The sequence below is a fragment of the Bradyrhizobium sp. NDS-1 genome, assembly GCF_032918005.1.
Taxonomy (GTDB): domain Bacteria; phylum Pseudomonadota; class Alphaproteobacteria; order Rhizobiales; family Xanthobacteraceae; genus Bradyrhizobium; species Bradyrhizobium tunisiense.
In genome coordinates this window covers 3191630-3212403 of sequence record NZ_CP136628.1, presented here as the reverse complement: position 1 = coordinate 3212403, position 20774 = coordinate 3191630, and the positions used below count along the sequence as shown (strand labels likewise).

At 64.0% G+C, this 20774-nt stretch carries 21 protein-coding genes; 11 read left to right on the top strand and 10 right to left on the bottom strand.

Annotation, left to right across the window (positions count from 1 at the left end; all coding sequences use genetic code 11):
* Positions 1-110: 110 nt before the first annotated feature.
* From RX330_RS14950 to RX330_RS14940, 3 genes are all read right to left on the bottom strand, one after another.
* Positions 111-1088, bottom strand: a complete 978-nt coding sequence (locus RX330_RS14950) for an NADPH:quinone oxidoreductase family protein (protein WP_317243477.1) — start codon at positions 1086-1088, stop codon at positions 111-113.
* Positions 1088-1696: a 2-hydroxychromene-2-carboxylate isomerase gene (locus RX330_RS14945; protein WP_317243476.1), complete on the bottom strand. Its 609-nt coding sequence runs from the start codon at positions 1694-1696 to the stop codon at positions 1088-1090. The genes RX330_RS14950 and RX330_RS14945 overlap by 1 nt, the downstream gene beginning before the upstream one ends.
* 148 nt (positions 1697-1844) lie before the next feature.
* Positions 1845-2546, bottom strand: a complete 702-nt coding sequence (locus RX330_RS14940) for a glutathione S-transferase N-terminal domain-containing protein (protein ID WP_317243475.1) — start codon at positions 2544-2546, stop codon at positions 1845-1847.
* Positions 2547-2664: 118 nt separating this feature from the next.
* On the opposite strand from RX330_RS14940, the gene RX330_RS14935 reads away from it, so the two are divergent.
* A complete protein-coding gene (locus RX330_RS14935) occupies positions 2665-3687 on the top strand; it encodes a methionine synthase (RefSeq protein ID WP_317243474.1) in 1023 nt (340 codons plus the stop codon).
* 11 nt (positions 3688-3698) lie between these two features.
* Here the strand turns inward: RX330_RS14935 and RX330_RS14930 are convergent, their stop codons facing one another.
* From RX330_RS14930 to RX330_RS14920, 3 genes are all read right to left on the bottom strand, one after another.
* Positions 3699-4316, bottom strand: a complete 618-nt coding sequence (locus tag RX330_RS14930; protein WP_317243473.1) for a hypothetical protein — start codon at positions 4314-4316, stop codon at positions 3699-3701.
* Positions 4317-4427: 111 nt separating this feature from the next.
* The gene (gene gpt, locus RX330_RS14925) at positions 4428-4955 is read right to left on the bottom strand and encodes a xanthine phosphoribosyltransferase (protein ID WP_212081434.1); all 528 of its coding nucleotides are present in this window, start codon (positions 4953-4955) and stop codon (positions 4428-4430) included.
* Between the two features lie 39 nt (positions 4956-4994).
* A complete protein-coding gene (locus tag RX330_RS14920) occupies positions 4995-5732 on the bottom strand; it encodes a competence/damage-inducible protein A (protein WP_130369341.1) in 738 nt (245 codons plus the stop codon).
* Between the two features lie 279 nt (positions 5733-6011).
* Here RX330_RS14920 and RX330_RS14915 point away from each other — a divergent pair, with 279 nt between their 5' ends.
* From RX330_RS14915 to RX330_RS14890, 6 genes are all read left to right on the top strand, one after another.
* Positions 6012-7430: a circularly permuted type 2 ATP-grasp protein gene (locus RX330_RS14915; protein ID WP_317243472.1), complete on the top strand. Its 1419-nt coding sequence runs from the start codon at positions 6012-6014 to the stop codon at positions 7428-7430.
* Positions 7431-7434: 4 nt separating this feature from the next.
* Positions 7435-8379: an alpha-E domain-containing protein gene (locus RX330_RS14910; protein WP_212081437.1), complete on the top strand. Its 945-nt coding sequence runs from the start codon at positions 7435-7437 to the stop codon at positions 8377-8379.
* Positions 8380-8498: 119 nt separating this feature from the next.
* Complete coding sequence (locus RX330_RS14905) at positions 8499-9347, top strand: transglutaminase family protein (RefSeq protein WP_317243471.1); 849 nt, start codon at positions 8499-8501, stop codon at positions 9345-9347.
* A 63-nt stretch (positions 9348-9410) separates the two neighbouring features.
* Entirely contained in the window at positions 9411-9818 is a 408-nt protein-coding gene (locus tag RX330_RS14900; RefSeq protein WP_317243470.1) for a carboxymuconolactone decarboxylase family protein, read from the top strand.
* A gap of 187 nt (positions 9819-10005) precedes the next feature.
* Positions 10006-10764: a proteasome-type protease gene (locus tag RX330_RS14895; RefSeq protein ID WP_212081440.1), complete on the top strand. Its 759-nt coding sequence runs from the start codon at positions 10006-10008 to the stop codon at positions 10762-10764.
* 22 nt (positions 10765-10786) lie between these two features.
* Positions 10787-11545, top strand: a complete 759-nt coding sequence (locus RX330_RS14890; RefSeq protein ID WP_212081441.1) for an SDR family oxidoreductase — start codon at positions 10787-10789, stop codon at positions 11543-11545.
* Between the two features lie 240 nt (positions 11546-11785).
* On the opposite strand, the gene RX330_RS14885 is transcribed toward RX330_RS14890, so the two are convergent.
* Positions 11786-13024 (bottom strand): MFS transporter, encoded by a 1239-nt coding sequence (locus tag RX330_RS14885; RefSeq protein WP_375849268.1) that lies wholly within the window; start codon positions 13022-13024, stop codon positions 11786-11788.
* Positions 13025-13195: 171 nt separating this feature from the next.
* Here RX330_RS14885 and RX330_RS14880 point away from each other — a divergent pair, with 171 nt between their 5' ends.
* A complete protein-coding gene (locus RX330_RS14880) occupies positions 13196-14446 on the top strand; it encodes a NupC/NupG family nucleoside CNT transporter (RefSeq protein ID WP_317243469.1) in 1251 nt (416 codons plus the stop codon).
* A 153-nt stretch (positions 14447-14599) separates the two neighbouring features.
* Here the strand turns inward: RX330_RS14880 and RX330_RS14875 are convergent, their stop codons facing one another.
* Positions 14600-15127 (bottom strand): cupin domain-containing protein, encoded by a 528-nt coding sequence (locus RX330_RS14875; protein ID WP_212081443.1) that lies wholly within the window; start codon positions 15125-15127, stop codon positions 14600-14602.
* A 206-nt stretch (positions 15128-15333) separates the two neighbouring features.
* Here RX330_RS14875 and RX330_RS14870 point away from each other — a divergent pair, with 206 nt between their 5' ends.
* Positions 15334-17463 (top strand): tetratricopeptide repeat protein, encoded by a 2130-nt coding sequence (locus RX330_RS14870; RefSeq protein ID WP_317243468.1) that lies wholly within the window; start codon positions 15334-15336, stop codon positions 17461-17463.
* A gap of 8 nt (positions 17464-17471) precedes the next feature.
* Here the strand turns inward: RX330_RS14870 and RX330_RS14865 are convergent, their stop codons facing one another.
* On the bottom strand, positions 17472-17759 hold the full coding sequence (locus RX330_RS14865) for an usg protein (protein ID WP_212081445.1): 288 nt from the start codon (positions 17757-17759) through the stop codon (positions 17472-17474).
* 377 nt (positions 17760-18136) lie between these two features.
* On the opposite strand from RX330_RS14865, the gene RX330_RS14860 reads away from it, so the two are divergent.
* Both RX330_RS14860 and groL read left to right on the top strand, forming a co-directional pair.
* Positions 18137-18451, top strand: coding sequence for a co-chaperone GroES (locus tag RX330_RS14860; RefSeq protein ID WP_007611913.1), 315 nt, complete (start codon positions 18137-18139; stop codon positions 18449-18451).
* Positions 18452-18495: 44 nt separating this feature from the next.
* A complete protein-coding gene (gene groL / locus RX330_RS14855; RefSeq protein WP_063195265.1) occupies positions 18496-20136 on the top strand; it encodes a chaperonin GroEL in 1641 nt (546 codons plus the stop codon).
* 309 nt (positions 20137-20445) lie between these two features.
* Here groL and RX330_RS14850 read toward each other — a convergent pair whose 3' ends face one another.
* The gene (locus RX330_RS14850; protein ID WP_317243467.1) at positions 20446-20733 is read right to left on the bottom strand and encodes a GIY-YIG nuclease family protein; all 288 of its coding nucleotides are present in this window, start codon (positions 20731-20733) and stop codon (positions 20446-20448) included.
* Positions 20734-20774: the final 41 nt, after the last annotated feature.

Below are 20774 nucleotides of genomic sequence, written 5' to 3'. Positions count from 1 at the left end.
GTCATCCCGGGGCGATGCGAGGCATCGAGCCCGGGATCTCGAGATTCTCTGGTGCGCAATTGCGCACCGGAGTTCGCGCTTCGGGCGCCCCGGAATGACGGCGATAGACATCACTCCATCACCAGCGCGACCCGCCCGATCGCCTTGCGCTCGAGCAACAGCCGCATGGCCTTCGCATAATCTTCCAGCGGCAGGCGGTGCGACACGTTCGGGCGCAGCTTGCCCTCCTCCGCCCATTGCAGCAGCGCCTTCAGGCGGACCTCGCCGAGCGCCGGATTCTTCCGCACGGCCTCGCCGGCACGCACCCCGAGCACGCTGGCGCCCTTGATCAGCAGGAGATTGGTTCTCGCCGAACCGATGCCGCCGGTGAAGCCGATCACCAGCAGCCGCGCGCCCCAGGCGATGCAACGCATCGAGTCTTCAAAAATCTGGCCGCCGACGGGATCGAATACGACGTCGGCACCGCGGCCGTCGGTGATGCGCTTGACGGCATCGCGAAACGGCTCGCGGTCGTAGCGGACGAGATGATCGGCGCCCCGCGCCTTGGCGATGGCGAGCTTTTCGTCGCTGGAAGCGGTCGCGATCACAATCGCGCCCAGCATCTTGCCGATCTCCACGGCAGCAAGGCCGACACCGCCGCCGGCGCCATGCACCAGCAGCACCTCGCCAGGCGCAATTCGGCCGCGGTCGATCAACGCATGATAGGCGGTGCCATGACCGGCGAGATAAGTCGCGGCCTCGGCGTAATCGAATGTCGACGGCTTGGGGGTGAGCTGCGACGGCGTGACCACGGCTTCTTCGGTGAATGCGCCGTGGCGCATCTTGACGATGACCTTGTCTCCGACGACAACACCGCTCGCCTCCGCGCCCACCTCGGTCACGTCCCCAGCGGCTTCCATGCCCGGTGTGAACGGCAGTTCCGGCTTGAGCTGATATTCGCCGGCGGCCATCAGCACGTCAGGGAAATTCAGCCCGGCAGCGCGGATCGCCACGCGCACCTCGCCCGGCTTCAGCGCGCGCGACGGAAACTGCTCCAACCGCAATTTTTCGGGCTCGCCGAGCGAGCGGCAGACGACGGCGCGCACCATCAGGCCGCGCTCGCCTTGCTGCGCAGCAGCGCCTCGCGGATCAGCGGCAGACGGTCGTTGCCGAAATACATGTCGGTCTTGTTCACGAAGATCGTCGGTGAGCCGAAGCCGCCGCGAGCGACGACCTCTTCCGTGTTCGCCTTGAGCTGATCCTTGATGCCCTGCTGCGAAATGCCCGCGAAGAACTTTTGCTGGTCGACGCCGACTTTGCTGCAGATCTCAGCCAGCACCGCATCCTGCGAGATGTCCTTGTCCGCGCCCCAATAGGCCTCGAACACCGCCGTTGCGAACGGCACCATGTCCGCACCCAGCCAGATGCTGCCACGCATCGCCTTGACGCTGTTCACGGGAAACACCGTCGGCGGCATCTTGATCGCGAGGCCTGCCGAGCGTGCCCAGTCGGCGAGGTCCTTCTTCATGTAGCGCGCCTTCAGCGGCACCGGCGTCTCGCGCTGGGCGTAGACGCTCGGATTGACCGTATTGAAGATGCCGCCGACCAGGATCGGCCGCCAGACGATTTCCGCACCGAGCTCCTTCGCGAGCGGCTGGATGTTGTGGAAGGCGAGATAGGTCCAGGGGCTTGAACAGTCGAAGAAGAATTCGATCATGGTGGTTCCTCATGTCTGTCATTCCGGGATGCGCCGAAGGCGCAGGCCCGGAATCCATTTCGCCTCTCGTTCCGCGGCCCGATGGATTCTCAGGTGCGCAATTGCGCACCGTAGCTCGCGACTTCGTCGCGCCCCGGAATGACGGTGCCTACTTCCGCCCCAGCACTTCCTTAGCCCTCTGGCCGAACATGATCTTGCGTGATTCCTCGTCGAACGGCTCTTTCACGAATTTGCCGATCGCAAGCCCCGCCTGCACCTGCGGCCGGGCGCGGACCTCGGCATACCAGCGCTTGACGTTCGGATAATCGTCCAGTGTAAAGCCCTGCGCCTTGTGCGTCATGGTCCAGGGGAAGCAGGCGATGTCGGCGATGGAATAATCGCCGGCGACATAGGCACCGGTGTTCTCCAACTGCCTGTCGAGCACCCCGTACAGCCGGGCCGCCTCGTCGCGGTAGCGCTGGATCGCATAGGGAATCTTCTCCGCCGCATAGAGCGCGAAATGGCCATGCTGGCCGAGCATCGGTCCGAGGCCGGCCATCTGCCACATCACCCACTGGATGGTGATGGAACGGCCGCGCAAGTCGGCGGGCAACAATCGGCCGGTCTTCTCCGCCAGATAAATCAGGATCGCGCCGGTTTCGAAGGCCGAGAACGGTTCACCGCCGTCGGCGGGAGCGTGATCGACGATCGCGGGGATGCGATTGTTCGGGGAGACCGCCAGAAATTCGGGGCTGAACTGCTGACCGGTGCGGATGTTGACGGGCTTCACGGTGTAGGGGAGCCCGAGTTCCTCCAGCATGATCGAGATTTTCCAGCCGTTCGGCGTCGGCGCGTAATAGAGGTCGATCATGACCTTTCCCTTGGCATTCCCTGTCGCCGCCGAAATAGAGAGCGACTTTCGTTGTTCTGTACCTCGACGTTAGGACATGGCAGGAAGAGGCGCAACACAACCTGCCGGGAGGGCCGCCATGCTGTTTCCAACCACGATCGCCGGCTCCCTGCCGAAGCCGGAATGGCTGGCCGAGCCCAACATGCTCTGGGCGCCCTGGAAGTCGCAAGGCGAGGAACTTCTCCGCGCCAAGCGCGACGCGACGCTGATCTGGGTCAAGATCCAGGAGGACGCCGGCATCGACATCCTTACCGAGGGCGAGCAGGCCCGGCAGCATTTCGTCCACGGCTTCCTGGAGAAGATCGACGGCATCGACTTCGCCCACAAGGTCGAGATGGGTATCCGCAAGGATCGCTACAAGGCGATGGTGCCGCAGGTGGTCGCGCCGCTCCGACTCAAGGAACGCGTCCACGCCTTCGAGGCGCGCGTGGCGCGCACGCACACCAGGAAGAAGCTGAAGTTCACGCTGCCCGGCCCCATGACCATCATCGACACCATTGCCGACCGCTACTATGGCGACCGCGTGAAGATGGCGTTTGCCTTCGCCGAGCTGCTCAACGAGGAGGCCAAGGCCTTGCAGGCCGATGGCGTCGATCTCATTCAGTTCGACGAGCCGGCCTTCAACGTCTACATGGACGAGGTCAACGATTGGGGCATCAAGGCGCTGGAGCGCGCCGCGCTGGGCCTGACCTGCGCCACCGCCGTGCATATCTGCTACGGCTACGGCATCAAGGCCAACACCGACTGGAAGGAGACGCTCGGCCCGCAGTGGCGACAGTATGAGCAGATCTTTCCGGCGATCGACGCCAGCCCAATCCAGCAGGTGGCGATCGAATGCCGTAACTCGAAAGTGCCGCTCGATCTGCTCGCGCTCCTGAAGAACAAGATCGTGCAGGCCGGCGTGATCGACGTCGCCAGCGACATTGTGGAAACCGCCGAGGACGTCGTTCAGGTCATCGACGCGGTGTCGAAATTCGTGCCCAAGAGCAACATCATTGCCACCACCAATTGCGGCATGGCGCCGATGCGGCGGGAGATCGCCGAAGCCAAGCTGATGGCGCTCGGCGCGGGTGCGGCGCTCGCGCGCGAGAAGCTGGGGTAGCGGCAGGCGCGCTAAGGCAGCGCCGTTGGATGCAGCACGGGCGTGTAGCCGGCGGTTAATGCGTGCAAAATTGAGGGCGGCGTCAGCAACGCCGCTTCGCCAAGCTGACGTTCGACGCCGCTATAACCCGCCGGTGACCACAACAGCGCCCTGCCCTGCAGTACCAGGAAGCTGCCCTGGCCCTGCTGCACCATTGCGCCGTCGGGGAGGTCTGCGAGCGACACCGGCAATGGGTGCAAGCGCTTGCGACCGCGATCGAGACGCTCCCGATGCAGCACGGCATCCATCGCCTTCGCGCTGATGCCGCTTGCACCGTTCCCCGCCTCCCACGCGGCTCGGAATCTCTTGGCGTCCTCGCGCCGGCAGAAGAAGCAGGGCCGGTGTCCTGCGGCAAAGGCAGTGGCCTCGTCGAGGAAGAACAGCTCGGTCCAGCTCCGCCGCGCCATCACCGGCCGCCGCCAGCCGCGAAATTCACACAGGCATGTAATCCACGCCGGCGACGACCAGCGCTTCCTCATCAGCGTCTTCGTCGCGGGATCGTGGATGATGCCGCGATTGCCGGTGAACAGGCCGCGATGCGGCGTGGCGATGATGTCGCCGGTGGGAGTGACGCGGTTTTGCAGGGGCATGAGCTGCGCCGTGCTAAACTGACGTCATTCCGGGGCGGTCCGCGGGACCGAACCCGGAATCTCGAGATTCCGGGTTCGATGCTTCGCATCGTCCCGGAATGACTCCAGCCCTCACGCCGCGCCGTCGCGCAGCGGCGGGTGATAGGACAGCGCGGTGTCCCAGGGGAAGAATATCCAGGTGTCCTGCGACACTTCGGTGATGAAGGTGTCGACCAGTGGACGGCCCATCGGCTTGGCGTAGACTGTGGCGAAATGCGCATCGGGCAGCATCTCGCGCACCAGCTTGCCGGTCTTGCCGGTGTCGACGAGGTCGTCGACGATCAACAGCCCCTTGCCGGTGCCGCCGCCGAGCTTCATCGCCGCCTCGGAAATGCCCTTGAGGACCTGGAGCTCGCCCTGCTTGTTGTGGTCGTAGCTGGCGATGCAGACCGTATCGATCACGCGCACGCCGAGCTCGCGCGCCACGATCGCCGCCGGCACGAGGCCACCGCGGGTGATCGCGATCACTGCGTGGAACGGACCGACCTCGTTGAGGCGCCAGGTCAGCGCCCGGCAATCCCTGTGGAATTGGTCCCAGGAGACCGGAAAGGCCCTGCCCGCCCGCTCCTGTGCGCTCAGTTCCGGTGCTTCACCAGCCATTGTCGTCTCCTGCCATTGGTCGCCGGGCAGTTTTCTCTGCTAGCGGGTGATGTTCAATCCCGCCAGCATTTCCTTCACCGCCGCCATGGCGGCTGCCAGCTTGTCGGCATCGCGCGAGCGCACCACGAGATTGGTATTGGGCTTCTGCTCTTCGTCCATGAAGGGATAGCTGCCGATGATGGTGTCGGGATGGGCGGCGGCGATCGCCCGCAAAGGGCTGCCGATGTCGCCCTCCCGCGCATTGGCACGGACCGATTCGGAGAGCATGCGCACACCCGACTTCAGCTTCGGCGAGACGATGTCCATCATCGCCTGCATGATCGAGGGCACGCCCGCCATCACGATGACATTGCCGATCTTGAAGCCGGGCGCGAGGATGGTCGCGCTCTGGATCAGCTCGGCGCCATCGGGAATGCGGGCCATGCGCAGGCGGGCCTCGTTGAGGTCCTGCTCGCTCCAGCGCTCGCGGAAGCGGGCGACGACTTCCGGGTGGTGGTCGATGCCGACGCCGAACGCCTTGGCCACGCTGTCAGCGGTGATGTCGTCATGGGTCGGCCCAATGCCGCCGGTGGTGAAGACGTAGGTGTAGCGATGCCGCAGTGCATCCAGGGCCGCGATGATGTCGGCCTCGTCATCGGAGACGACCCGGACCTCCTTCAGGTCGATGCCGATATTGGTCAGGTATTCGGCGATGAAGCCGATATTCTTGTCCTTGGTCCGGCCGGACAGGATTTCGTCGCCAATGACCAGAATACCCGCCGTGACGATCTCGCTCATAACTTAAGTCCCTCACCTGTGGCGCCAACTTTGCCGAGGTAACGCGTTGAAGTCACGCGGTTTTGCTGTCGAAATAAGCAGTCCTCAGCCATTTTTTCAGGCAAGCCGCCGGCCATCCCCGGCAAATGCTGCCAGTCCATGCTTATCCCGCTGGCCCGGCCCTTGCTACCACATGAAAGTCATGCACTCTTGCCGCATGGCCACGGGACGTTGCGGTCTTCACGGAGGCCTGGCGGCCTGTCCAATGGCGCAACGCCTTGCGGAGACAAGTCGGGATCTATGGCAGTCGCGTTTGATGAGATGAATATTCCCGGCGGGGATCTTCGCCCCGCCTACCAGGAGCTGGCGCGCTGGCTCAAGGAGACGCCGCCCGAGGCGCTCGAATATCGCCGCCAGGAGGCCGAGCTCCTGTTCCGCCGCATCGGCATCACCTTCGCCGTTTATGGCGAGGCCGAATCCACCGAACGCCTGATCCCCTTCGACGTCATCCCGCGGATCATGTCCGGCAAGGAATGGACCCTGCTGGAAAAGGGCCTGAAGCAGCGCGTGCGCGCGCTCAACATGTTCCTGCGCGACATCTATCACGGCCGCGACATCCTGCGCGCCGAGATCGTGCCCGACGATCTGATCTTCCAGAATCCCGTCTTCCGGCCCGAGATGAACGGCCAGCAGGTGCCGCACGACGTCTACGTGCACATCGCCGGCATCGACATCGTCCGGGTCGACGCCGAGGACTTCATCGTGCTGGAGGACAATGCGCGGACGCCGTCCGGCGTGTCCTACATGCTGGAGAACCGCGAGATCATGATGCGGCTGTTTCCGGATCTGTTCGCCCGCCACAGGGTGGCGCCGGTCGAGCGCTATCCGGACGAGCTGCTTTCGGCGCTCCGCTCCGTCGCGCCGCAAAGCGCATCGGGCGAGCCGACGGTGGCCCTGCTCACGCCCGGCGTCTACAACTCGGCCTATTACGAGCACTCCTTCCTTGCCGACAAGCTCGGTATCGAGCTGGTCGAGGGCCGCGATCTCATCGTCAAGAACAACGAAGTGTTCATGCGGACGACGGAAGGGCTGAAGCGGGTCGACGTCATCTATCGCCGCGTCGACGACGACTTCCTCGACCCCCTCACCTTCCGCCCGGATTCCGTGCTCGGCGTGCCCGGGCTGATGTCGGCATATGCGGCCGGCAACATCACGCTCGCCAATGCGGTCGGCACAGGAATCGCCGACGACAAGGCGATCTACTCCTACATGCCCGACATCGTGAAATTCTATCTCGGCGAGGAGCCGATCCTGAAGAACGTGCAAACCTGGCGCTGCCGCGAGCCGAAGGATCTCGCCTACGTGCTGGACAACTTGAGCGAGCTCGTCGTCAAGGAGGTTCACGGCTCCGGCGGCTACGGCATGCTGATCGGCCCCGCCGCGACCAAAGCGACGATCGAAGCGTTTCGCGAGAAGCTCAAGCGCGAGCCCGAAGGTTTCATCGCGCAGCCGACGCTGGCGCTGTCGACCTGCCCGACCTGCACGGCGTCGGGCCTTGCGCCACGCCATGTCGATTTGCGGCCCTTCGTGCTCACCGGCAGCAAGAGCACCACCATCGTGCCGGGCGGACTGACACGCGTCGCGCTGAAGGAAGGCTCCCTGGTGGTCAATTCCAGCCAGGGCGGCGGCACCAAAGACACCTGGATCCTGGACGAGTAGACAGATGCTGTCGCGTACCGCCGAAAACCTCTATTGGCTCGCCCGCTACGTCGAACGGGCCGAATATCTCGCGCGCACCATCGATGCGACCCTGCGCGTCACCGCGCTTCCCGCCGCCTATGTCGGCAAGACCAACGAATGGGACTCGGCGCTTCTCACCGCCGGCGTCGCCGCCAGCTTCTATCAGACCTACGACGAAGCCAACGAGCACAACGTCGTCGACTACCTCTCGTTCTCGGCGAACAATCCCTCCTCGATCAGGAACTGCATCGAGGCGGCACGGCTGAACTCGCGCTCGGTGCGCACGGCGCTGACCAGCGAGATGTGGGACACCATCAACTCGGCCTGGATCGAGTTGCAGGCAGTCTGGAGCAAAGGCACCTCGACGCGTGAGGACCTCGCCAAATTTCTCCGCTTCGTGCAGGAGACATCGCTGCGCTTCGACGGCTCGGCCTACCGGACCATGCTGCGCAACGACGCCTACTGGTTCTCGCGGATGGGCGTGCATCTGGAGCGCGCCGACAACACCGCCCGCATTCTCGACGTGAAGTATCACGTGCTGCTGCCCGAGGAGGAGCATGTCGGCGGGCCCCTCGACTTCTATCAGTGGAGCTCGATCCTCCGGTCGGTCTCGGCGCTGACGGCCTATCACTGGGTCTACCGCGAGACGCTGAAGCCCTGGCTGATCGCGGACCTGCTCATCCTCAACGACACGCTGCCGCGCTCGCTGGCCAGCTGCTACGGCAATCTCGTGCGCAACCTCGACCAGATCGGCGTCGCCTATGGCCGCCAGGGTCCCGCCCAGCGCCACGCCCGCGGCATCCGCAACCGGCTGGAACACAGCAACATGAACGACATTTTCCAGCATGGCGTGCATGAATTCATTCAGGAATTCATCACGGACAATTCCAGGCTGGGCGAAATCATCACGAAGCAGTATTTGATCTAGTCAGGACCGCCCCACTCACCCTTCGTCATTCCGGGGCGATGCGAAGCATCGAACCCGGAATCTCGAGATTCCGGGTTCGGCTCTTCGAGCCGCCCCGGAATGACCGAGCTAGAACCCCCATGCGCCTGCGAATCCTGCACACCACGACCTATCGCTACGAGCCGCCGGCCACGAGCGTGATCCAGATCCTGCGCATGACGCCCGGCAGCCATGACGGGCAATATGTGGCGGAATGGCAGATCGACGTCTCCACGGACACCAAACTCGACACCCATGAGGACGCGTTCGGCAACGTCACCCACGTGCTGTCCTGCGGACCGGTCGACGACATCAAGATCATCGCCGAAGGACTGATCGAGACCCACGACACAGGCGGCGTGCTGCGCGGCACCGACGAGCGCTTTCCAGCCGGCATGTTCCTGCGCTCCACCGACCTCACCACCGTCAATCCGGCGATGATGGCGGTTGCGCGCCAGTTGCGCAGCGAGGCCGAGAGCGACACGCTTGGCTTCCTGCACACGTTGATGGCCGAGATCGGTGATCACATGACCTTCGACGAGGACCCGACCAACAGCGGCACTTCGGCAGCCGAGGCCTTCGCCCTCAAGCGCGGCGTGTGCCAGGACTATGCGCATATCTTCATCGCCTGCGCCCGTAGCGGCGGCGTGCCAGCGCGTTTCGTCTCCGGCCACTTCCTGCGCTCGGATGGCACGGTGCACCAAGATGCAGGCCACGCCTGGGCCGAGGCCTACGTGCCTGATCTCGGCTGGGTCGGCTTCGATCCCGCCAACAGCATCTGCGCCACCGACGCCCATGTCCGCGTCGCGATCGGGCTTGACTATCTCGGCGCCGCCCCCGTGCGCGGCACCCGTTATGGCGGCGGCCCGGAGACGCTGACAGTGACGGTCAAGGTCGAGCAGGCCGGCCGCGGCGGACAGTCGCAATCGCAGTCACAGTGGCAAAGCTAGACGCAACCGTCCAAATGCCGGGACGTGCTACACTCGCCCAAACTGTCCTGTGCGAGGTATCCCATGGCAACCGTCAAGCTGCTTTCGGACGATGAGCTCTCCACTGAGGCGCGCGCCGTCTTCGACGATATCCGCAGAGTGCGGAACTCGGATTTCGTCAACAATTTCTGGCGCGCTCTGGCACATGATCCGAAGACGCTGCGGCGGACCTGGGAGAGCATCAAGGAGGTGATGGCTCCGGGCGCGCTCGATCCCAAGGTCAAGGAGATGCTCTATGTCGCGGTTTCGATCGCGCATGGCTGCAGCTACTGCATCCATTCGCATACCGCCGCCGCGCGGGCCAAGGGCATGAGCGAGGCCGAATATGGCGAGCTGCTTGCCATCGTCGGCATGGCAGCGGAGACGAACCGGCTGGTCACGGCGCTCGGCGTGCCGGTTGATGAGGCGTTTCTGGTCGATGCCGGCGAATAGGCTGCCATCTCACGTCGTCATTCCGGGGTGCGCGTAGCGCGAGCCCGGAATCCATCAGGCGGCAAGGTTCGTGGATGAATGGATTCCGGGCTCGCGACTTCGTCGCGCCCCGGAATGACAGCTCGGGGGTTTCATGCCTCCCCGAAATTGGCTAGTAATTCCGCGCAAACGCGTTCGGGGACTGGAAATGACCTATTGTTGCGGAATCCTGGTTCGGGACGGTCTGGTGATGATCGCCGATACCCGCACCAATGCGGGTCTCGACAACGTCTCGACCTTCCGCAAGCTTCACATCTTCTCCAAGCCCGGCGAGCGCATCATGGCGATCGCCAGCGCGGGCAACCTCGCCATCAGCCAGTCGGTGCTGTCGACGCTGACCGAAGGCCTGGAAGACCCCGACACGGGCGAACTCGAAACGCTGATGAACGCGCCGACCATGTTCCAGGCCGCCCAGCGCATCGGCCGGGCGATCCGGGCGGTGCACGCGACCGAAGGGCCGGCGCTGAAATCCGAGGATGTGTCCTTCGACGTCTCGTTCCTGTTCGGCGGCCAGATCAAGGGCTCCCGGATGCGCCTGTTCATGGTCTACACCGCCGGCAATTTCATCGAGTGCACCACCGACACGCCCTATTTGCAGATCGGCGAGCACAAATACGGCAAGCCGGTGCTCGACCGCGCCATGCACTACGACGTCGAGCTCTACGAGGCACTGAAGACGGGCCTGATCTCGATGGACTCGACCATGCGCTCGAATCTCGGCGTCGGCCTGCCGATCGACGTCCTGGTGGTACGCAGCGACGCCTGCGAGGCCGATCTCAACCACCGCATCGAGGCGGGCGAGCCCTATTTCCACGATCTGCGCTCGCGCTGGTCTGCGGCCCTGCGGGCGGCGCATCAGAACATTCCGCGACCGCCCTACAAGAACGAAAAAGAACCGAAAACCTGACAGCGAGAAGAGGCAGGCAACGATGAGTGAAGCAAAGAAGATCGCAGTGGTGACGGGCGCCGGCACCGGCGTCGGACGCGCAGCGTCGCTGGCATTGATGAACACCGGCTTCACCGTGGTGCTGGTCGGACGCCGGATGGAGATGCTCGAGGAGACCGCAAAGCTCGGCCTCGCGGGCAAGAGCCTGTGCGTCACCGCCGACATGACCAAGCCGGATTCGATCGCCGCGCTGTTCGACAAGGTGAAGGCGACCTACGGCCGGCTCGACGTGCTCTTCAACAATGCCGGCATGGGCGCGCCCGCCGTGAACTTCGAGGACCTCGGCCTCGAGCAGTGGCAGGCGGTGGTGAACACCAACCTGACCGGTCCGTTCCTGTGCACCCAGCACGCCTTCCGCATCATGAAGGACCAGACCCCGCGCGGCGGCCGCATCATCAACAACGGCTCGATCTCGGCGCATGCGCCGCGGCCGTTCTCGGCGGCCTACACCTCGACCAAGCACGCCATCACCGGCCTGACCAAGGCGAGCAATCTCGACGGCCGCATGTACGACATCGCGGTCGGCCAGGTCGACATCGGCAATGCCGCGACCCCGATGACCGATCGCATGGTCAACGGCCCCGGCGTGCTCCAGCCGGACGGCACGACGAAGCACGAGCCGCGCATGGACGCCAAGGCGGTCGGCGATGCCGTCGCCTACATGGCCGGCCTGCCGCTCGACGCCAACGTGCTGACCATGACTGTGATGGCGACGAAGATGCCGTTCGTCGGACGGGGCTAAATCAAAAAACGCGAAAACAACCCCATGCACAGTAGGCGTCAAGAGGCGCCTGCTGCTGCTCGGCGGCGGCGGTGACACGAGTTAAGTCCCCGTACTATCTCAACAATCGTCATTGCGAGCGCAACGAAGCAATCCAGACTGCCTCCGCGGTGAGATTCTGGATTGCTTCGTCGCATCAGCGCAAAATTGCTTCGCAATTTTGTCGCGAGCTCCTCGCAATGACGGGGAGAGAGCGGAGGCTTACTCCAAGCTCTCCACCTTCCGCAGGCTGGGAAACAGCTTCATCCAGAGCAGCGCCACCGCGACGGTGGCAACGCCGCCGAATACGGCGGCGGGCATGGCGCCGAGCAGCGCGGCGGCCACGCCGCTCTCGAACTGGCCGAGCTGGTTCGAGGCGTTGATGAAGAGGAAATTGACCGCGCCGACCCGGCCGCGCATCTCGTCGGGCGTTGCGAGCTGCACCAGCGAGAAGCGGATCACCACGCTGATCGTGTCGGCCGCGCCGAGCACGGCGAGCGCGAGCACCGACAGCCACATCCAGGACGACAGCGCGAACACGATCGTGGCGAGGCCGAACACGATCACGGCCTGGAACATGCGCAGGCCCACATGCCTGGAGATGGCGTGACGCGCCAGCACCATGGTCATCAAGAGCGCGCCGACCGCGGGCGCCGCGCGCAGCACGCCAAGCCCGACCGGGCCGGTCTGGAGGATATCGCGGGCATAGATCGGCAACAGCGCAGTGACGCCGCCGAACAGCACCGCGAACAGGTCGAGCGAGATGGTGCCGAGGATCGCGGGATTGCTGCGGATGAAGCGGACGCCGGCGAAGATGTTGTCCGAGTCCATCCCCTCCTTCGCGATCGCCTGCGGGCGCGGCCGGATGAAGCCGGTCAGGATCATCCCAAGAATCCAGAACAGCAGCATCACGACATAGGCGAGATGCGGGGCGATTGCGTAAGCAAGTCCGCCGAGCGCCGGGCCGGTGATGGTCGCGACCTGCGCCGCGCCGCTGGAGACGGCAGTGGCGCGCTGGAGCGAGCCCTGCGGCGCGATCGCCGGCAGCAGCGCCGCCGTGGTCGGGCTCTCGAACGCGCCGGCAATGCCGAGCACGAAAGTCGCGATGAAGATCTGCACCTCGCTGGCCGCGCCGAGATAGGTGATGGTTGCGAGATAGAGCGCGGTCGCGGCTTCCACGAGCTGGCAGAGCTGAACGACGCGCTTGCGCTCGTAGCGGTCGGCGGCATGGCCGGCGACGAACACCAGCAGCGCGGTAGGAAGGAACTGGACCAGACCGACCATGCCGAGATCGAAAGCCGAGCCGGTGAGATCATATATCTGCCAGCCGATCGCGACCGCCGCGATCTGGCTGGAAAAGCGCGACAGGCTGCGCGAAAGCAGGAAGAACAGGAAGGCGCGGTGGGCGAGCAGCGCGCGGACGCTGACCGGCGGATGGCCGGATGATGGCTGCTCCGGCACCGTCTCCTGGATCGCCTCTTGGGTCACCCTCGGACCGCTCGCCCCCTGATATCGACGGCCCCCGCGTGACTGAGGCAGCCCCGCTTGTCAACAGTCCGGCGTCTCCCGCATCTCCCGGCATTGCCTTTGCAACGCAGGCGCGGCCATAATCATTGAGGGTTTGGGGACATCATGCTGCGCTTGCAATCGGCACTCGGCATTTTCGCATTGCTGTTGATCGCCTTCGCGCTGGCAGAGAATCGCCGCGCCGTGTCGCTGCGGCAGGCGGCGATCGGGCTCCTCGCCACCTTCGTCACCGCGATCGTGCTCCTGAAGCTGCCGGTCGTCGCGCGCGCCTTCGGTGCCATCAACGACGCCGTCGGTGCAATTTCGGCGGCCTCGCGCGCCGGCTCCGCCTTCGTGTTCGGCTATGTCGGCGGCGGCCCCTTGCCCTTCGATGTCAAAGTGCCGGGCGCCGATTTCATCCTGGCGTTCCAGGCGCTGCCGATCGTGCTGGTCATGAGCGTGCTCACGACGCTGCTGTTCTACTGGCGCGTGCTGCCGCCGATCGTGCGCGGCATGGCCTGGCTGCTGGAGCGGACGCTGGGCGTCGGCGGCGCCGTGGGCCTGTCGACGGCCGCCAACATCTTTCTCGGCATGGTGGAGGCGCCGCTGTTCGTGCGGCCGTATCTTGCCCAGATGACCCGCAGCGAGCTGTTCCTGGTGATGACCGGCGGCATGGCCGGGATCGCGGGCACCGTGCTCGTGCTCTATGCGACGTTCCTTGCCCCCCTCATCCCGGATGCCGCCGCGCATTTCGTCATCGCTTCCGTGCTGGGCGCACCGGCCGCGATCCTCATCAGCCTGATCATGGTCCCTGAAACCTTCGACAAGCGTACCGGCGGAGCGTTGGAGGACCCCGAGACGGAGGTGTCCGGCACGATGGATGCGATCGTGAAGGGCACCAGCGCAGGCATCGAGCTGCTGATCAACATCGTCGCGATGCTGCTGGTGCTGGTGGCGCTGGTCTATCTCGTCAACGCCATGCTCGGCCTCTTGCCGCACATCGGCGGTGCCGCGATCTCGTTGCAGCGCCTGCTTGGGCTCGTGATGGCGCCGGTGTGCTGGCTGATGGGATTGCCGTGGGATCAGGCGGTGACGGCCGGCAGCCTGATGGGCACCAAGACCGTGCTCAACGAATTGATCGCCTATGTCGACTTCTCGAAGCTGCCGCCCGACGCGCTCGATCCGCGCTCGCGCCTGATCATGCTCTATGCGATGTGCGGCTTCGCCAATTTCGCCAGCCTCGGCATCATGATCGGCGGCCTGGGCGTGATGGCGCCGGAGCGGCGCGCGGAGATCAACGCGCTCGGACTGAAGTCGATCGTGTCGGGGACGCTGACGACGTGCTTGATGGGAGCGGTGGTAGGGGTGTTGGCGTAATCTCCCTCGTCATTCCGGGGCGCGCATAGCGCGAACCCGGAATCCATTTACTCGCGCGTACTGTCGCCCGATGGATTCCGGGCTCGATGCTGCGCATCGCCCCGGAATGACGGCGGAGAAAATGCGCGACAGCTCAGACGGCGGGTCGAGCACCTACGCCTTCAACTCCACCGTCCTGAACTCCGCCGGCAGGATCACCTCCAGCAGCTCGACGTCGTCGGAGTAGTCGAGGATCATGTGCTTGATCTTCGGCGGCTGGGTCCAGGCGCTGCCTTCCTTCATCAGCGTCTCGCCCTGCCCGTCCATGTAGGTCTTCACCCAGCCCTTGAGCACATAGACCATCTGGAATTCGACGTCGTGGAAGTGCAGCTTGGAGACCTCGGCCGGATTGCAGGGGCCTTGCAGACGGATCACATGCGCTTGCGCGAGACCATGGGACGCTGCAGCGATGCCGAGGTCGCGGTATTTGGCGTAGGTGCGCAGACCGTCGGCCTTGAAGTCTTCCTCGCGGTGATGGCTGATTGCGATGCGTTGCCTGGGGCGCGCGGGCTTTTTCGGCACCACAACACGTGCCTTCGCCTTCACCGCCTTGCGCGCCGACGATCGCGCCGCCGCCTTTGCTCCGCTGCGCTTCTTCTCCGCAGTCTTCGTTGCGGGCTTCGATGCCTTTTGCTTGGCCATGGTCTGCCTCCCTGATCTGAGCCGCGCCCGCCAGACGGGCGCGACCCGGAGGCAGACTATCCAGTCTTGAACGAGGCAGCAATTGCGGGCTGGCCGATCGAAGACCCAATCGTAGCTTGTCCCAGGCTGTCGTGGCGAGCCGCCGTCGTCTCGTATTCATTCTCACGCTGAATTAATCTCGCCACCAGATCCTGGGGAATTGATTCATGGGCAACAGCGTTGGTCAGCGTGCATTTCAAAATGCCCGGCTTCAGAAACGACAGAAGGCCGAAGTGCTGCCATTGCTGGGGCATGCACTCCAGTTGCACAAGATGGGGCTTCTTCCCGAGGCTCAGGCGGCCTATCGCCAGGTCCTGCAGCTCGCACCCAACCAATTCATCGCGTTGCATATGCTCGGCGCGTTGGAGTGCGATGCCAAGAACTATCAGCAAGCCGAAATTCTGCTGAGCCGAGCGGTTGCCGGGGATCCGCGATCTGCCGATGCTCATATGAGTCTCGGCGTTGCGCTCAACGGACTCCGGCGTCACGGCGAGGCCTGCGCGAGCTATCGCAAGGCCCTCGCCTTGCGGCCCAACCACGCCGTAACCCTCTCCAACCTCGGTAACGCGAGCGTGGCCCTCGACCTTCACGAGGAGGCGCTCCACAGCTACGACAAGGCGCTCGCATGCGACGCTAACCTTGCTGAAGCCCATAACGGCCGGGGCTGGGCGCTCAGCCGACTGCGCAACTATGACGGGGCGCTCGCGAGCCTCGACCGCGCGCTGTCGATCAAGCCCGACTACGCCGCGGCGCTGGCGAACCGTGCCGTTGCATTGCGGGAACTTCAGCGATTTGACGAAGCCCTGGCAGATGGCAATCGGGCGATCGCGCTGGCACCCGACGACGCAAACGGGTGGCTCGCGCGGGCCAGCGTACTGCTCCAGATCCAGCAAATTGCGAAGGCATCGCACGATTGCGAGCGAGCCCTCGCGATCGCTCCCGATTCCATTCAAGCTCACCTGGTGCTGGGCCTTTGTCTCGCCGGGCTTGGCCAAGTCGACGAAGCCATCGCCAGTTTCGACAGAGCTCTCGATATCCAGCCCGACCTTCAGAGCGCGATCTCAAACAAGATATTCACGCTCGATTTTGTGGGAGACGCCACCGTCGAACGACATCAGCAGGCACGGCAGGTATGGTGGGAGCGTGTCGGCGCGAAGATCGCCGCGGAGGCGTCAGAACCGCATGACAACAGCCGCGATCCGGATCGCCGCCTGGTGCTCGGCTATGTCTCGTCGGACTTCAACGCGCATTCGGCCGCGTTCATTTTCAAGCCGGTCCTGCAACACCACGACCGTGCTCAGTTCGAGATCGTGTGCTACTCCTGTTCGTCCAAACTGGACACGACGACCAGGGAATTCCAAGGGATTGCCGATCGCTGGCGCGATGCCTCACAATGGACCGACGAGCGTCTCGCCGCCGAGATCCGCCTCGATGGCGTCGATATCCTGATCGACCTGTCCGGCCATACCAGAGGCAACCGTCTCGGCGTGTTTGCGCGCAAGCCGGCCCCCATTCAGGCCCATGGCTGGGGCCACGGCACAGGCACCGGACTGCCGACGATCGATTACCTGTTCTCGGACCCCGTCGCGATTCCACTCTCGGTCCGGCATCTGTTCGCGGAGACCGTCGTCGATCTGCCGTGCTTCGTGACGCTGACGCCACTGCCGGCGGGGATCGAGCGGGCGCCGGCGCCGGCGATCGCGAACGGCTTCGTCACCTTCGGCGTCTTCAACCGCATCAGCAAGATTTCGGACGAGGCGGCAAAGGTCTGGTCCAGAATTCTCGAGCGGGTGCCGGGTTCGCGACTGCTGATCAAGGATGTCGCGCTGGACGATCAACTGGTCCGTGACAATCTGCTGGCGCGGTTTGCGGCCTGCGGAGTGCCGGCCGAACGTATCGATCTGCTCGGAGCCACCTTGCGGGGCGAACACCTGGCATCGTTCAATCGCGTCGATATCGCCCTCGACCCCTTCCCGCAGAATGGCGGCGTCAGCACGTGGGAAGCCCTGCAGATGGGCGTGCCGGTGGTGGCGAAGCTCGGCAACAGCCTGCCCAGCCGTGCGGCCGGCTCCATCCTCACCGCGCTCGGCCTGCCGGACTGGGTCACGGACAGCGATGAGGGGTATATCGACATCGCTGTTGGCCATGCCGCCGACATCCGTGAACTCGATCGTTTGCGCCGCGACCTGCCTCGACGGATCGACGCCGCGGCCGCCGGCAATCCGGTCTCATATGCGCGCGCGGTGGACGAGGCCTACCGCACGATGTGGAAGCGCTATTGCAACGGCGGCGCCTGATCCCTGTCTCAATGCAGCCGGAACACGCCATCCACGGCGCGCAGCTCGGCCGGCTTGATCAGCTTGGAATGCGCAACGGTGACCGAATGGAGGGGGCCGTCGAGCTTCTCCTGCCAGAACGCCAGGAAATCCTTCAGCGCCGGGAATTTCGGAAACATGTCGTAGTTCTGCCAGACGTAGGTCTGTAGCAGCGAGGGGTGATCCGGCATCCGATAGAGGATTTGTGCCGTCGTCAGCCCGTAACCCAGCATCTGTTTCCGGAAATCCTCGGAAACGCCCCCACTCCGCACGTCCATGCCAACCTCCTTTGCAGGAGCGCATTCACGGGGCGGCCTGGTCGGTGTGCGCCTTACGAGCCACCCGGTACTGATGCGCTCACATGAGAGAAATGTGACGCAAACTGACAATTCATCTCAAGCCCAAAAGTTTAACAAGCTGTTGAAATTCAATGCGTTAGCAGCAGATGCAGCTCCGTGCTAATACGGGCCCGGCCTCGATTAACGATGGGAATGAGATTCTGGCAGACGGCGCTATCGAGTGCTTATTTTTCTGCTACAAGCCCTTGCTCCCGCAAAAATCCTGCCTTATCTCAGCAGTGCCCGCCTGGCACTCGCTGGCGGCGACTGCTAACAATCTGAAATCATCAACCCGAGCAATTGCTTAGGAGGACTGCATGAACTTCCGTCCGCTTCACGACCGCGTCGTGGTCAAGCGCATCGACGCAGAAGAGAAGACCGCTGGCGGCATCATCATTCCCGACACTGCCAAGGAAAAGCCCTCCCAGGGCGAAATCGTCGCCGTCGGCCCGGGTGGTCGCGACGAAGCCGGCAAGCTGATCCCGATCGACCTGAAGGTCGGCGACCGCGTGCTGTTCGGCAAGTGGTCCGGCACCGAGGTCAAGATCGACAACGTCGACCTGCTGATCATGAAGGAAAGCGACATCATGGGCGTCCTCGACGTCCCCGCTTCCAAGAAGAAGGCGGCCTAAGAGCCCCTCTCTCCCTCCAGTCCAACACCTAAGGAAAAATCCACATGGCAGCCAAAGAAGTCAAATTCTCGGTTGAAGCGCGCGACAAGATGCTGCGCGGCGTCGACATTCTCGCCAACGCGGTGAAGGTCACGCTCGGTCCCAAGGGCCGCAACGTCGTGCTCGACAAGTCGTTCGGCGCTCCCCGCATCACCAAGGACGGCGTCACCGTCGCCAAGGAGATCGAACTCGAGGACAAGTTCGAGAACATGGGCGCCCAGATGGTGCGCGAAGTCGCCTCCAAGTCCGCTGACGCGGCCGGCGACGGCACCACCACCGCCACCGTGCTGGCCCAGGCGATCGTGCGCGAAGGCGCCAAGTCGGTTGCCGCCGGCATGAACCCGATGGACCTCAAGCGCGGTATCGACCTCGCGGTCGAAGCCGTCGTTGCGGATCTCGTCAAGAACTCCAAGAAGGTCACCTCGAACGACGAGATCGCCCAGGTCGGCACCATCTCGGCGAACGGCGATGCCGAAATCGGCAAGTTCCTCTCCGACGCCATGAAGAAGGTCGGCAACGAGGGTGTCATCACCGTCGAGGAAGCCAAGTCGCTCGAGACCGAACTCGACGTCGTCGAGGGCATGCAGTTCGACCGCGGCTACATCTCGCCCTACTTCGTCACCAACGCCGACAAGATGCGCGTTGAGATGGACGACGCCTACATCCTCATCAACGAGAAGAAGCTCTCCTCGCTGAACGAGCTGCTGCCGCTGCTCGAGGCCGTGGTGCAGACCGGCAAGCCGCTGGTCATCGTCGCCGAAGACGTCGAAGGTGAAGCCCTCGCGACCCTGGTCGTGAACCGCCTCCGTGGCGGCCTGAAGGTCGCGGCCGTCAAGGCTCCGGGCTTCGGCGATCGCCGCAAGGCCATGCTGCAGGACATCGCGATCCTGACCGGCGGCCAGGCGATCTCGGAAGATCTCGGCATCAAGCTCGAGAACGTCACGCTCAACATGCTCGGTCGCGCCAAGAAGGTGATGATCGACAAGGAGAACACCACGATCGTCAACGGCGCCGGCAAGAAGGCCGACATCGAGGCGCGCGTGGCGCAGATCAAGGCGCAGATCGAGGAAACCACCTCGGACTACGACCGTGAGAAGCTCCAGGAGCGTCTGGCCAAGCTCGCCGGCGGCGTCGCGGTGATCCGCGTCGGCGGCGCGACCGAGGTCGAGGTCAAGGAGCGCAAGGATCGCGTTGATGACGCGATGCATGCGACCCGCGCGGCCGTGGAAGAAGGCATCGTCCCGGGCGGCGGCGTCGCCCTGCTCCGTGCTTCCGAGCAGCTCAAGGGCCTGCGCACCAAGAACGACGACCAGAAGACCGGCGTCGAGATCGTGCGCAAGGCGCTGTCGGCTCCCGCTCGCCAGATCGCGATCAACGCCGGTGAAGACGGCTCGGTGATCGTCGGCAAGGTGCTGGAGAACAAGTCGTACGCTTTCGGCTTCGACTCCCAGACCGGCGAATACGGCGACCTCGTCAAGAAGGGCATCATCGACCCGACCAAGGTGGTCCGTACCGCGATCCAGAACGCAGCCTCGGTGGCCGCGCTCCTGATCACCACGGAAGCCATGGTCGCCGAGCTGCCCAAGAAGGGCGGCGCAGGTCCCGCGATGCCCCCGGGCGGCGGCATGGGCGGCATGGACTTCTGATCCAGCCGTTCAGGCAAACGACGAAATGCGAAACCCCGGCAGCGATGCCGGGGTTTTTGTTTGAGCCGTCATTCCGGGGCGCGCCCCCTTGGGCGCGAGCCCGGAATCCATAACCACGAACCTCAATTGGTTTATCCCAGTTGGGATTCTGATCCTCGATCAACTGAAACTGCCGATCTCGTCCCAACTTCCTCCACTCCTCTTGCAGGCGAGAGGCATCGTGGGCCGTTCCATCGGCCTGTGGCTATGGATTCCGGGCTCGGCGCTACGCGCCGCCCCGGAATGACAGGATGAAGTGCGGCACAAATCTCAGTTGGTTATCCCCGGATAGAGATCATCCCAGTTCGGGTTCTGCTCCTCGATCAGCCGCGTCTTCCAGTCGCGCCGCCACTTCTTGAGCTCTTTCTCACGTGCGATGGCCGTCTCCGCATCGTCGTAGATTTCGAACAGAACGAGTTTGTCGATGCCGTACTTCGTCGTGAAGCCAGGAACGGCTTTCGTTCTGTGCTGGTAGACACGGCGTACGAGTTCATTGGTCACGCCAATATAGAGCGTGCCGTGCTTCCTGCACGCGAGGATGTAGACATAGTAGGCCATTCCAGCCGCCTGCGGTTATGGATTCCGGGCTCGGCGCTTCG